General features: G+C 44.2%; 12 protein-coding genes. 3 read left to right on the forward strand and 9 right to left on the reverse strand.

Features of this window, described 5'->3' with window-relative positions:
• Positions 1-71 precede the first annotated feature (71 nt).
• A complete protein-coding gene (locus U0033_RS30690; RefSeq protein ID WP_072366136.1) occupies positions 72-641 on the forward strand; it encodes a hypothetical protein in 570 nt (189 codons plus the stop codon).
• 153 nt (positions 642-794) lie between these two features.
• Positions 795-1,544, forward strand: a complete 750-nt coding sequence (locus U0033_RS30695; RefSeq protein ID WP_072366138.1) for a DeoR/GlpR family DNA-binding transcription regulator — start codon at positions 795-797, stop codon at positions 1,542-1,544.
• 16 nt (positions 1,545-1,560) lie between these two features.
• Here U0033_RS30695 and U0033_RS30700 read toward each other — a convergent pair whose 3' ends face one another.
• Together U0033_RS30700 and U0033_RS30705 are read right to left on the reverse strand one after the other, a co-directional pair.
• Positions 1,561-1,887 (reverse strand): gamma-glutamylcyclotransferase family protein, encoded by a 327-nt coding sequence (locus U0033_RS30700; RefSeq protein WP_072366196.1) that lies wholly within the window; start codon positions 1,885-1,887, stop codon positions 1,561-1,563.
• Between the two features lie 134 nt (positions 1,888-2,021).
• The gene (locus tag U0033_RS30705; protein WP_072366140.1) at positions 2,022-2,762 is read right to left on the reverse strand and encodes a lysophospholipid acyltransferase family protein; all 741 of its coding nucleotides are present in this window, start codon (positions 2,760-2,762) and stop codon (positions 2,022-2,024) included.
• A 217-nt stretch (positions 2,763-2,979) separates the two neighbouring features.
• On the opposite strand from U0033_RS30705, the gene U0033_RS30710 reads away from it, so the two are divergent.
• Complete coding sequence (locus U0033_RS30710; RefSeq protein ID WP_072366142.1) at positions 2,980-3,414, forward strand: hypothetical protein; 435 nt, start codon at positions 2,980-2,982, stop codon at positions 3,412-3,414.
• A 166-nt stretch (positions 3,415-3,580) separates the two neighbouring features.
• Here U0033_RS30710 and U0033_RS30715 read toward each other — a convergent pair whose 3' ends face one another.
• From U0033_RS30715 to U0033_RS30745, 7 genes are all read right to left on the reverse strand, one after another.
• Positions 3,581-4,120 carry a prolyl-tRNA synthetase associated domain-containing protein gene (locus U0033_RS30715; protein WP_072366144.1) on the reverse strand — a complete coding sequence of 180 codons (540 nt, stop codon included), beginning with the start codon at positions 4,118-4,120 and terminating at the stop codon, positions 3,581-3,583.
• Positions 4,120-4,989: an EamA family transporter gene (locus U0033_RS30720; RefSeq protein WP_072366146.1), complete on the reverse strand. Its 870-nt coding sequence runs from the start codon at positions 4,987-4,989 to the stop codon at positions 4,120-4,122. Before U0033_RS30720 ends, U0033_RS30715 begins: the two co-directional genes overlap by 1 nt.
• A gap of 292 nt (positions 4,990-5,281) precedes the next feature.
• Entirely contained in the window at positions 5,282-5,854 is a 573-nt protein-coding gene (locus U0033_RS30725; protein ID WP_072366147.1) for a hypothetical protein, read from the reverse strand.
• A 248-nt stretch (positions 5,855-6,102) separates the two neighbouring features.
• The gene (locus U0033_RS30730) at positions 6,103-6,780 is read right to left on the reverse strand and encodes an anaerobic ribonucleoside-triphosphate reductase activating protein (protein WP_143150962.1); all 678 of its coding nucleotides are present in this window, start codon (positions 6,778-6,780) and stop codon (positions 6,103-6,105) included.
• On the reverse strand, positions 6,773-8,965 hold the full coding sequence (locus U0033_RS30735; RefSeq protein WP_072366151.1) for a ribonucleoside triphosphate reductase: 2,193 nt from the start codon (positions 8,963-8,965) through the stop codon (positions 6,773-6,775). The genes U0033_RS30730 and U0033_RS30735 overlap by 8 nt, the downstream gene beginning before the upstream one ends.
• A 369-nt stretch (positions 8,966-9,334) precedes the next feature.
• On the reverse strand, positions 9,335-12,514 hold the full coding sequence (locus tag U0033_RS30740) for a reprolysin-like metallopeptidase (protein WP_072366153.1): 3,180 nt from the start codon (positions 12,512-12,514) through the stop codon (positions 9,335-9,337).
• Positions 12,515-12,727: 213 nt separating this feature from the next.
• A complete protein-coding gene (locus tag U0033_RS30745; RefSeq protein ID WP_072366197.1) occupies positions 12,728-12,952 on the reverse strand; it encodes a VF530 family protein in 225 nt (74 codons plus the stop codon).
• Positions 12,953-13,130 lie beyond the last annotated feature (178 nt).

Consider the following 13,130-nt stretch of genomic DNA (forward strand, 5'->3'; position numbering starts at 1 on the left):
ACCACTTTACTTTCTTAATATTTCAGGATCACAGGAAGAAAAACTATCTTAGGATTATTAACAGCCCATACATGACCCCATTCCACAAACCTTTGCTAATTATCCTCGTAGTATTTAGCGGCCTCCTTGCGGGCTGCAGTAAAAAAAACCTTAGCGCCAGCTTATATGATAGCCACCTGGAATCCCATCGATCATTCAACTGGAAAAGCAGGGTGATCAGAACAACTTATCTAAACGGACAAACGATTGGCGCTAATAGCTGCGTAGGCGGTTCTACTTTGAAAGATGTACCGCTTACGGTAAACTATATGAATGATACAACCGGTAGCGAGGGAAATGGTATTTGCCGGGCAGTGAAAATATCCATTGATAGCATTCAGCATGGCATCATGTGGACACCGATATTTAAACATTTTAGCTTCCAGTCTAATGTACCTGTTAATTTTGAACGTTTCTTTTTCTTACCATCAGGCGATAGTACACAGGTAGTCTGGTATCAGATCAAAGGCCTGGTAGAAGTGACAGGAAAAATGAGTATCAATGGCTTTTGTTCCTACAGTGAGGCACGCCGCCTCATGGTGAAATGTATACTGGATAATGTGTATGCATCTGTAAGGAACGAGATGGACACCGAAAAATAAACCGATGCCAGCAAGATCATGCTCATTCAAAGCGATTACGGGTCAACCATATAATGGAGAATGTGCATAAGGTGATCAGGGCATCGATGGATGGGGGAATTATGCCTTGATACTATAATTATTATAAATTTGCATCCTTATCAGGTGTTTGTTATGATCAAAGAACAAAGGTTCGATTTTATTTTGAATGAATTGAAGGTGCATGAGCAGGTGATGTATGAGCAATTAGCGCTGGCACTGGATGTATCAGAAGATACGATCAGGAGGGATATAGAACATTTGTACCGGAATGGTTTACTCTCAAAGATCCGGGGAGGTGCTATATTGCTTTCAAAGAATCCCCTGACGTTTCATGACAGGACAGCATTCCTGACCGAAGAAAAAGACATTATCGCCCTGAAAGCGCAGCAGTTTGTAAAAAACGGCAATACAATTTTCATGGATGGCGGAACGACTATCTGTGCAATTAGCAGCCGTTTTCCTGCTGATATCCAGTTACGGGTGGTGACGAATAACCAGGCTTTGATAGAAGTACTGGCAAAGTTTAAGCATATTGAGATCATTGGCCTGGGTGGCGTGTACGACCGGAATACAGCAACGCTTACAGGGGGCGCTACGTGTAAGGAGGCAGAGAAATACATTGCAGACGTGTATTTGATGGGTACCTGTGGCGTGGATGATAAACTGGGGGTGACTGCCACCTGGGAGACGGATGCCAATGTAAAACGATCGATGCTGGGCAATGCCCGGAAGGTAGTGGCATTGTCAAATCATGGACATTTAGGGCATGTGGAAGCGTTTAAAGTGTGCGGAATGCGGGATGTGCATGCATTGATCACTAACCTGGATGCGAACCATCCTGATTTGAATAGTTTTAGAAATTTAGGTGTACAGATTGTTTAATAACCAATACCATTTTTTATTTCTCGTCCGTTGTGTAAATATATGCGGTTTCTTCCGTGCCGTTTTCAAGTGTAACATTGACAGTAACCCGGTAATAACCTTCTCCTTCAAATTCATCCAGCGATGGCCAGGATGTGGCAAGACTTTCTGAGTAAAAGATATAGCCGGGAACTTTGTTAGTACCCCTGAGTACTACACCCGGGTGATGTTTGTCTGGCCCGAAACCTGAGGTGTAATGAGTGCCATAAATAAAGCCTTTTTTAAATGTGCCACCGATGGCTTCGAGAATGTGCGCATTTTCTTCATTCGGCCGCAAGGTACCGTAGACAAATAGACGATTCATGGCCGGAAGGTAAGGCATTTTTATTATCATCTTCGTACCTGTCGCAGATGATAGCCCTCCTCAGAATTTCCTGTTGAATACCCTATTCTTATACTGCCTAAGTCCTCTGGCTGGAAATGGTAAAATTGTAGACTTTAATGTTGATTTTCAATACTTTTTCTGACAGCATTCTCTGCTTCCTGCAAGACTTCTTCAGCGGGGCGGCCGGCGCTTTCGATCGGAGCGAGGATGGTCCAGCTCATTTTTTCGAAGGTGCTGAGTGGGAATTTTCCGTGCCTAAAGAACTTCCAGCTGCCATTAATGGCGACAGGAACGATCAGGGCATTCGGTACTTTTTTGAGCAGGATGCTTACGCCACCGGTCATAAATGGTTTCATCTCGCCATTCCTGCTACGGGTACCTTCCGGGAAGATCACGGCAGACCAGTTCTTTTCCTGCATGCGGCTACCGAGCTTGAGGAGCTCGCCCATGGATTGCTTTTTATCTTTACGGTCAATATTTGCCGCACCCCCATGTTTAAGGTTAAAACTGATACTTGGAATACCGCTGGCCAGTTCTATTTTGGATACGAACTTGGCGTGGTGTTTCCTCAAACCCCAGATCAGGGGTGGAATATCGTACATGCTCTGGTGGTTAGCCACAAATATGATGGGGCGGTCACCCGGCAATGCCTGGTTATTGACAAAGCGTGCCCGGCTGCCAAGTAACATATATGTGCAGGAAAGCAGTCCGTTTAGTATATCAACGGAGGTTTTATGGGCTTTATAGCCGCCTGTTTTGAGACACAGCCATTGGATTGGGTGGAAAATTAATAAGAGACCACCAAAAAATATGTAATGAATGGGGGATAGAAAGTATCCAATCAGTTTCTTCATTTTATCGATGCTTTTGTCTGGGAGTGACTAATTCACTTTTTGCTGGTCGCAAGCTAACAACAGCGGTTATTTTTCAGGAATTAAAGTCACACATTTTTTTCTATAAACCGCTTGCAAGATAGTGCTGTTTAGGTTAATAACGCATGATGATAATCAGCGATGAATATAGGAAAATTTATATATTTATACTTTCATTAACCCTAACCTATAAATACTTATGCTTACACAGCAAGAATTGGAGGACAATGTACAATATGTGCTTGGAATGACAGAGCATTATACTAATGATGACGAAATTCACAAGATGCTCCGGATGAAAGGGCTGGAAGAAGCAGATGTCCAGAAAATTTTACGGGCAGTAGCCTATTCTTTTGCCTTAAAGCGGATGCAGCAGCACAAAAATTCATTGAGACTGGCCGGTATCCTGGCTATTTTCCTGTATGTGGTACCTCTTATTTATTTTGGATTGGTGGCGGTACATATTGATATTCCTGTATTGGAATTTTATGTATTGTTCATTTTTGCTTTCAGGTTTACCCTGGGTTTAATGATCATTATACCCTTCTGGACAATATTCAGTACGTATCAGTATTTTAAGTACAAGAAGAGGATGAAGCAGGAAGAGAATATTGGTGCAATTGGAATCGTATAATCAGAGGGAGATAAGTAAAATGAAGCTCCGGGAAATCGCATAAATTTTTTTTCTCCATCAGGAACCCGGACAAAAAGGGCTGTTTCTAAGTTTTGAAACAGCCCTTTTTGCGATATCATGTGTAATTTATAAGCATGGAGAAGTTCATAAATAAATAAGCTCTTTATTACACCTGTATAAATGTAGGTGTGTGCCGGGTATATTGCAGGAATTCATTGATGATCCAATCCCTGCTTATTTTCATATAGCCCCTGGGGGTACCATCGCTGCAACCATACCATTCTTCATTCATTACATCCTTATCAATCAGTACCTGCACCTTATTTTCTTTGTCCAGCAGGGTGCCGAATATGGTAGCACCGCCTACGGGTGTGCCCAGGAGCGTGTTTAATAATTCTACTGAGGCAAAGGATACGCGGGGAATCCCTACTGCACTGCTGAAATCTTTGGTCACGAAAGGCTTATCAGCAGTGGTCACAAAGAGATAGAAATTTGTCTGCTGCCGATTACAAAGGAAGAGCGTTTTCACAATCTGCACATTCAGCTTTTCATTGATCAGGATGCAATCTTCCATCGTAATGGCTTCGTCAGTGTCTACCCGTTCAAACGGCACCTGCATGTTTTGCAGGGTGGTATACACCAGTTCCTGCAGTGGTGTTCGGAATTCGGCTGGGGGTGTCTGTTGTATTTCGCTGATATAAAACATTAATTCGTTTTTTTTGATTTGAAATAATTCATAGCTGAAATAGCAGTCAGCATTATGATGATGCCCGCTATCTGAACAGGTGTAATGCGTTCATGCAGGAGGAAGTGTGCGCATAACACGGCCACCGGGAATTCGATGGTCATCAGGATGGCACTGGTACCGGCACCTATTTTTGGAATGCCCACTGCAAAGAGCGCTGTAGGAATGGTGGTGCCGACGATGGCAAAGAACAGCGCCCAGAGCAGGAAAGTAGCGTCAAAGTGATGATGCGCTGCAATCGTACCTGCATTGATCACAAAGATCGTCAGAGCGGAGCCTGCCATGATAAGGACGCTTTTCGTTTGCCAGTTCACACCTTTACCAATCCTGCTGTTTGCCACAATATAGCCGGCATAAGCTAGTGCCGCAGCTAAAGACAACACAATACCCTGCCAGGAAATTGCAAGCGCTCCTTCATGCAGCAGATCGCCCGCCATGATAGTACCTGATAAAATAAAGAACACCGTAATCAGCTCTGGTTTGCCGGCTCGCTGGCGGAAGATGAGCCATTCCAGCAGGAGACTAAACCAGGTGAACTGCATCAGTATGACAATGGCCAAAGATGCGGAAATATAGCTGACGGACTGGTAATATAGAAAATTTGCCAGACCTATGGCACTGCCGGTGAGTAATAATGAGAGCCAGGCATTACCTGTGAGCGGTGTTTTGCGGGGAATGCATCCCAGGAATAAGGCTGACAGCAAGGCTTGTGCAAAGGATACTTCCGCAGCGCTATAGCCCAGGGTATACGACATTTTTACGAATGAAGACATTGTTCCATACATGGCGCCTCCCAGCAATACCATGAAAGGGTATTTTAAATTTTTCAAAATAGATGATTTTTGCGCACTGAAGATGCACAGGTTGTAAGAAAGAGAACCGGTTAACTAGCTTAGCAAGCTACCGGGGGAGGCGTGTTGGAAACAAAGAGATGTTGCATGTGGACAAAGATAATAACTTTTTTTTGTCAAAAATTTGAACACACCGGATACGCAAGCGATTATAAATATTATAGAGATCACAAAGATGAATAAAAACATTCATGAAAGAGGGAATTCACCAACGGTAATGAAAACCTTTTTCAGAAAAAAAAGGCCGGCATCACTGCCGGCCCTCTCAAATTTATTTAACAGTTTCCATTTTAACAATATCCTCGGCCAGCTGAAACATTACCTTACAACTATCATAGTTAAAAGGATGCACCCCATATATCAGGCACTGATTCTCCTTTACCTCCACATTCAGGTCCTGCACCGTCATAATCTTATTAAAAAACTCAAGCCCAATCACCTGCTCAATCGTACCCGGATCTGTAGACTCCAGGATATATTTATGATTGAAAGCGGGAACTGTCTTTACCTTGACTGAATTAGGTAAATATAAGTTGAGGAATTTATCATTCTCCGTATTAGCTGTAATCTTAAACTCGGGCAGTGGATGCGGCAGGTTAATACAGACCCCTGCATACCTGGACGGATCCGCCGTACTTGACTTTGTTGCATTCCTGTACTTGACAAAGCTTACTTGTTGTGGACAATTTGCCAATCTCCAGGCATAAGTAATTTTGAAATTACCACCTGGGCGGAAAGAAGAAAATTGGCCCAAATTGATCTCTTTCATAGACTCTTTCGTCAGTGGGAAATCTTTTTTTAATTCAGCGAGTATTTCTTTTTCCAGCTTTGCGTCTTCAGCCATGTTGAGTTTTTAGTTGTTAAACCAGGTCAAATGCATAGGTAACCGCCACCTTCTAATCTTTCGATCTATATAGATGCTGAAGAATTGAAATATGGTTTTCCGGATTTGTTGTGGCCTGCACCTGCATTTTCATAGTATAGTTTCAGTTACAAATATAATAACTCTTATACATTACTGCAATTGGGGGAGTAAATTTATTGATTATCAATAAATTAAGGGGTGTTTTAAGGGGCTAACCAAAAAAAACGCTAATTTCTTAATATTAATTCGATACAATTACTCATTACCTTTCGCGGATCAACCCGGTTCCGTGTATTATCCAGGCGGCCAAGCGTCATTGTGTCGTTGATAAAATGCTGAATATAGAGTTTGCCTTTAAATCCTTTAGCGGTTAAATAATCCACCATCTCCTGTAAATCCTCCTCATTCAGCAATGAAGTATGTACCGTTGTTCTTATTTCAAAAGGTGTGCGATCTGTCATTAACACCTGTAGTGTCTCTTCAAATTTTGTGTACAACGACGATTGTGTAATACCTGCATATTTATCTGCCGGTGCTTTGTAATCCAGTGCCACATAATCCACCAGGCCCTGTGCTAACAGGTTCGCCATCATCTGCGGATTAGACCCATTGGTATCTATCTTCACCAGCAATCCTGCTGATTTCAATGCATGGCAAAATGCCGGCAGCTCCTTATGGGAAGTACATTCTCCTCCACTCAGTACCACCCCGTCCAGTAACTGTTTCCGCCTGCTTAAAAACTGTAAGGCATCCGCATAACTATGCTTTCCTTTCCCCAGCACAATCCCCGGATTATAACAATACAGGCATTTCATATTACAGCCTGCAAACCAAAGTATGCAGGCTGTCTTATCAGGAAAATCCAATAAGGTAAAAGGCGTAATGCTATGTATCGGCTTATTCACAGCAAGCCGTTTCTGCAAAATGTACTCTCTGCTTATGCTCACCCTTCTTCCCGATGTTGAAGCTCTCTACCGGTCTGTGATACCCCATTACACGTGTATACACCAGGCATTTCTGGCTTTCATCCTCGCAGATGGGGCAGTATTCATGCTCGCCGGAAAGATAACCATGCTCCGGGCAAATACTGAATACAGGCGTTACCGTGATATAAGGTAACCTGAACTGAGACAGTACTTTCTTCACCAGGTTGCGACAGGCTTCCGGCGTACTGATCTTCTCTCTCATGTACAAATGCAATACGGTACCACCTGTGTATTTACACTGCAATTCATCCTGCAATAACAGTGCTTCAAAAGGATCATCAGTATAATCTACAGGTATCTGTGAACTATTGGTATAATAGATGTTGTTATCCATTCCTGCCTGTATGATCTCAGGGAAACGTTTCTTATCCTCCTTCGCAAAACGGTAGGTCGTTCCTTCTGCCGGCGTGGCTTCCAGGTTATAAAGATTACCTGTCTCCTCCTGGTATTGCGTCATCTTTTTACGGATATGCTCTAACACTGCCGCTGCCATTTCACGGCCGGTTTCGGAGATAATATCATCCTGGTCATTCGTGAAATTCCTGATCATCTCATTGATCCCATTCACACCAATAGTAGAGAAGTGATTCCTGAAATGCTTTAAATAGCGCATGGTATAAGGGAACAAACCCCTGTCGTACATATCCTGGATAAAGACCCTTTTCTTCTCCAGCGTTGATTTCGCAAGGTCTAATAACAAGTCCAGCCTTTGGTACAATGCATGAGTGTCTCCCTTGTACAGGTAGCCGAGGCGCGCCATATTGATGGTCACCACACCAATGCTCCCCGTCATTTCAGCACTGCCAAACAAACCATTACCACGCTTCAATAATTCACGCAGATCCAGTTGCAGCCTGCAACACATGCTCCTCACGGCATTGGGTTTATAAGCATTCGGGTTCTCTACACGATTCCCATTCTCATCATAGATATACTGGCTACCAATAAAGTTCTGGAAATAAGAAGAGCCGATACGCGCGGTATTTTCAAACAGCAGATCCGTGTTTTCTCCATGCCAGTCAAAATCTTCTGTAATGTTCACAGTAGGAATCGGGAATGTAAATGGTTGTCCGTTAGCATCTCCTTCTGTCATCACCGTATAATAGGCTTTATTGATCAGGTTCATCTCCGGCTGAAAATGAATATAGGTCAGTTCTGAGAGCAGATCGACACCCCTGTCTTTTGCTTTCTGCAAAATAACAGGATCGGTGATGCCATCAAAGAGATGTATATCTTTTTTAGTGGGGAACTGTAATTTCAAATCCTCAGGTACCGTCCAGTCAATCGTAATATTCGTGAAAGGAGACTGGCCCCAGCGGGCAGGTACATTCAGGTTGTACACAAAGCTTCTCACTGCCTTCAGGATATCGTCGTATCGTAGATTGTCTTTGAAAACATAAGGTGCCAGGTAAGTATCAAAAGAGCTGAAGGCCTGTGCTCCTGCCCATTCGCTTTGCAGGATGCCGAGGAAGTTCGCCATTTGCCCCAGTGCTTCCCGGAAATGATTCGGCGGTCTGCTTTCCACACGTCCTCTTACACCATTAAATCCTTCGTTCAGCAATGCCCGCAAACTCCATCCTGCACAGTATCCTGTGAGACAGTCGATGTCATGAATGTGAATATCTCCATTACGGTGTGCATATCCTTCTTCCTGTGAATAGACCTTATCCAGCCAGTAGTTAGCAATGATTTTGCCGGCTACATTGTTCACCAGTCCTGCATTGGAATAAGAAGTATTTGCATTGGCATTGATGCGCCAATCCGTTTGCGAAATGTATTCTTCAATGGTTTGTGTACTATCTACCAGTGTAGTAGACGGGTTCAGGCCATGTACCTGTTCTCTTTGTAATTTACGGGTATGCCGGTATAACATAAATGCGCGCATCACTTCAAAATGACTGTGTGCAAACATTTCTTTTTCAATGATGTCCTGGATCTCTTCTACTGACCAAACTTCTTTGCGTAAAAGCTGGGCGCTTACCTGCTGGAATATCGCTTCATCAGGTTGTTTATTCACACTGATGAATCCCTTTTCTATCGCATCTTTAATCTTAAAGGATTTGAAGGGTTCGAACTCACCATTTCTTTTGATAACGTAATTCATGGCTTTAATGGGTTTAATATTTCTTCATGCTTCGGGCTGCAAAATACCTGATCGGTTTAAGACGGGGTGCAAAACTTGTCAACAGGGAGTGCGTAAAAAAATAAATTGAGCGAAGGATTTTTTAAGTGATTTTCTGTGAAATGAGCGCGGGAAAATTAAGACAGGTAAGGATCAATTATAAAACCATGATCCCGGTCAGTGTTTTCTAAGTAGTTTAACCTGAGTGTTTTAGATATGGGATGATTTGCTTGTATTAAAAAAGGCCGGAGATGCAATATCTCCGGCCTGTGCTATCAGGTAACGTTAAGATTGAAATTGATCCGGGCGGATAGCCTTCAATTTACTTCCCGTACAAGCTCTTCTCTTTTATTATTGTTTAATGATCTTCGTTGTACTCACTTCTGTAATTCCGTTCTTTACTTTGATGATATAAACCCCTGTTGGTAATGTCGAAATATCCAGCTGTGCATTCACCGCACTTACTTCACGACGCAATACCTGGCGGCCATTTACATCATACATACTTACTTCTGATTTCCCTTTCACTCCAGCAAGATTTACATTCACCACGTTCTTAGCCGGGTTCGGATATATCTGTATTTTATCCAGGTCGCCACTAATTGCACCGGAACGGGTAGCAGTTCCTAAAGCCACTCTTAACGTGTAGCAGCTGGTAGCACTGTTGGCACCATTATATCCATATACCTGTGCGTAATAAGTACCGGCACTAATAGTACCGCTGATGCTTTCACTGGTTGTTCCGGATGCCTGTGAAATTGCCTGTTGTGTGCCGGAACTGTTAAACAGTTTCAGGTCATAATCACCCGGCAATGTGCCCAGTGTAATGGTGACAGTACCACTGGTGGTGATCACAAATTTATAGTAGTCCACATCTCCGCTCGGGCTGATCAAGCCGGTTACGTCTGTATTGAATGGAATAGTGGCAGCACCTGAAAGTGTACCATTGGTTGAGTTATCTAATGTATTCGCACAACCAGAAGCTGTGAGCGTGGTAAACTGTGCAGCAATATAGGAACCACTGCCACTTGCACAATTTGTTCTTACTCTCCAGTCATACAGGGAGGCAGCTGTCAAGCCACTTAAGGTCACAGAAGTAGCCGAAGTTGCTGTTGCAGCACTGGTCCAGGTAGAAGAAGTGTTCAGTTTGTAATCCACACTGTAACTCACCGCACCACTTGCCGCTGTCCAGCTTACTGTAGCACCGGTAGCTGTTACAGATGAACTGGTCAATGCCGTAGGTACATTACAACTATCTGTTGAGATGGTGGTAAACTGTGCACTGGAATATACACTGGTATCGCTGCTGCAGGTAGTCCTTACCCTATAGTCGTAAGTAGTACCCTGGGTCAGACCAGTCAATGCAACAGATGTAGCAGTGGTAGCAGTAGCAGCACTGATCCAGGTGCTGGATGAAGCAGCCTTATAATCTACCTTGTAAGAAGCTGCACCACTCACCGCTGTCCAGCCAATGCTGGCTGAGGTAGTGGTAACTGAAGAGGATGTTAAGCCCGTTGGCGCAGCACAACCTGAACCCGCAGTAATGGTGAAGTTGGTATTAGAAATATCAAAGAAGATATTGCCTACCGCTTCTACTTTTATCCTGGCAGTGGTAGTCGGTGTATTTGGAATAGTAACTACTTCACTACCATCATTAGGGGTACTTGCTACCAGGGCACTGAAAGTGTTCCCGCCATCTGTGGATAAGGAGATCTTTACATTGGCAGTACTAACGGGAGATGCTGTTGTACTGGCTACATTCCAGGTAATGGTCTGTGATGAATTGCCGGCCCATGATACGGCGGTATTCGGAGCCGTCACTGCAAATGGTCCTGCAGCACTGCTAACGGTAACCGTAACATCGGCATAATTCGTCTGGCCAACTTTCACCGGGGCAGTAGAGCTATACGGCGAATTATCCCTTACCGTTAGCCTGAAATGCAGGGTTCTTGCCACGGAGCTGAGGGCTTCTGTATTCGCACTTGCATCTCCACCGGTCAAAGGGCCGGATACTAAACTACCTGCCAGTATAGTCGCCAGTTTTGGAAAGAGGCGGGTGGGGGAGGTAGTGGGTGCAAAGGAGATCCAGTTAGGGCCGGAAGCTTTTGTAGCACTGGCCACACTGCTGGCATTGGTTTGTGAGGTAGATGCATTGTCAATTTGCTCCCAGCAATAAGTGAGCGCATCGCCGGCATTGGCATCCGTAGCAGATCCTGTCAGCGCAAATGGTGTGCTGATAGGAATGGTATAACTACCACCGCCACTCACTACAGGAGTAGCGTTATTGGCAGAAATACTGGTTGTTACCGGGCAGGTCTTGCTTGAAAGATTTGTCTGGATCTGGTTGATAGAAACTGCATGATAGATATCAATAGAATGTGGGGCCAGGTCATAGCTGGTAATACCTGCATAACCCATGATGGTGATCCCTGAACCAGGTTCCACATTCACGCCGGTGCCTTCATTGCCATAAGAGAAGGTATGGTTGGCACCCAGCTGGTGACCTACTTCATGCACTACATAATCGACATCGAAATTGTCGCCCTGTGGAATGCCGTCAGCAGGAGAGGTAAAACCACTACCTTTTGAAGCATCGACACAGATACAACCAATACAACCTGCATTACCACCACCACCGGAGGCACCAAAGAGGTGACCGATGTCGTAGTTGGCCGCACCGATTACGGAAGTCAGCGTACTTTGTAACTCGCCGTTCCAGTTGCCGGCAGCACCTGTGCTGGCATTGGAATAGGGATCGGTGGACGCGTTGTAATAAAATACATTTGTCGAGCTTGCGACCAGGTTCAGGTGAAGTGCAAGGTCTTTTTCATACACACCATTACAGCGGGTAAGGGTGGCATTCACGGCGGCGAGTACCAATGCTACCTGGCTGGAACTGGTGGCACCAAAATAATTCGAGTACTCTGCGGTGACTGATTGCGCCAGGCGCAGTGTTTTCAGATCGCCGGTCGACCTGGCCACCACGTTGTTACTGAGATCAGTAGCCAGTTTTTGCTCCGGGGTAGAGCATTTCCATGGCAGTGACTTCGCCTGCTTTCTGAATACTGTATACACAGTATGGTCAGCAGAATAAGGCTCAATAAATTCAGTTTCTTTTTCCACGCGGAATACAGTGGTTTGTATTCCCTGTGGGGAGATGCTTAACTTTAAGATAGCCGATTTGTCGGTGATACCTTTTCCTGAAAATGCCCTGATATCAGGAAATTTCGCTTGCAAGGCAGGCTCGAAATTGGAGGCTTCCACAATTTCGAATTGTTCAATCTGTCCATCTGCATTCGGGAGGGAGATGACGGTAGCATGTGCGTTGGTATTCCCGACAGCTCTGAATACCTGGCTTTGCAGTGGTGTTACATCCAGGTCGAATAATTTGTATTCGGCCGGAAATGCGAGGCGGGAAACGGCTTTGTCGGGAGTAATTCTTGCACCATCTGTGTGGGGTCTCCAGTAGTTTTGGGCAAATGAAAGCGTGCTGCATAGTAGTGCAGTGACGAAGAGTAGAACTTGTCTCATGCGTAGGGTTTTTTAGGTTAATAATGCTCTACCATGAATTTAGGTGAATTCACTGCAGCCTGAGTGCAGCCGGTTTATTTCCGGCAGACCTATTAGAAGATGATAGCTGGCAGGGGGGATCTTTTGTATTACAGGGTCTCCAGGATTTCCCTGAAAGGGAAATCATATAAAATTATAACCCTATCCGCCCCCACATTTTTTAATAGGAATCTTTTATTTCAGCTGCCCCTTTTTCAAGGCATCTTTATAAAACTCCTCCACCTTGGTTCTGGCCCAGGGCGTTTTACGCAGAAATTTAAGGCTGGATTGTATAGATGGATTGCTAATAAAACAATTGATCCGTACCTGGTACCCCAGTTCATCCCAACCGAAAGAATCGACCAGCCGAATAAGAATTTTCTCCAGGGTCATACCGTGTAAGGGATCTTTTGATTCCATATAATTGTCGTGTTTGAACGGCAAAGATACGGCACTTAAAATTTTATATCTTTGCAGCTTATCTAAGAAGTTTTTATTGTTATGGCCAGCCATCTCCTGCAAAATAGCCCGGTGTTACAGGAATTATGGAGACACCAGAAAGATACAAAGGGTAAACATTATCAATAAATCTTACAAA

Origin of the sequence: Chitinophaga sancti (assembly GCF_034424315.1) — a bacterium.
In the GTDB taxonomy this organism is placed as follows: domain Bacteria; phylum Bacteroidota; class Bacteroidia; order Chitinophagales; family Chitinophagaceae; genus Chitinophaga; species Chitinophaga sancti.

Bases quoted from the DNA above. Each gene is read 5' to 3' on its own strand.
- U0033_RS30725 (WP_072366147.1), bottom strand. From the start codon at position 5,854: ATGGCTGAAGACGCAAAGCTGGAAAAAGAAATACTCGCTGAATTAAAA.
- U0033_RS30690 (WP_072366136.1), top strand. From the start codon at position 72: ATGACCCCATTCCACAAACCTTTGCTAATTATCCTCGTAGTATTTAGC.
- U0033_RS30700 (WP_072366196.1), bottom strand. From the start codon at position 1,887: ATGAATCGTCTATTTGTCTACGGTACCTTGCGGCCGAATGAAGAAAAT.
- U0033_RS30745 (WP_072366197.1), bottom strand. From the start codon at position 12,952: ATGGAATCAAAAGATCCCTTACACGGTATGACCCTGGAGAAAATTCTT.
- U0033_RS30740 (WP_072366153.1), bottom strand. From the start codon at position 12,514: ATGAGACAAGTTCTACTCTTCGTCACTGCACTACTATGCAGCACGCTT.
- U0033_RS30735 (WP_072366151.1), bottom strand. From the start codon at position 8,965: ATGAATTACGTTATCAAAAGAAATGGTGAGTTCGAACCCTTCAAATCC.
- U0033_RS30695 (WP_072366138.1), top strand. From the start codon at position 795: ATGATCAAAGAACAAAGGTTCGATTTTATTTTGAATGAATTGAAGGTG.
- U0033_RS30710 (WP_072366142.1), top strand. From the start codon at position 2,980: ATGCTTACACAGCAAGAATTGGAGGACAATGTACAATATGTGCTTGGA.
- U0033_RS30715 (WP_072366144.1), bottom strand. From the start codon at position 4,120: ATGTTTTATATCAGCGAAATACAACAGACACCCCCAGCCGAATTCCGA.
- U0033_RS30705 (WP_072366140.1), bottom strand. From the start codon at position 2,762: ATGAAGAAACTGATTGGATACTTTCTATCCCCCATTCATTACATATTT.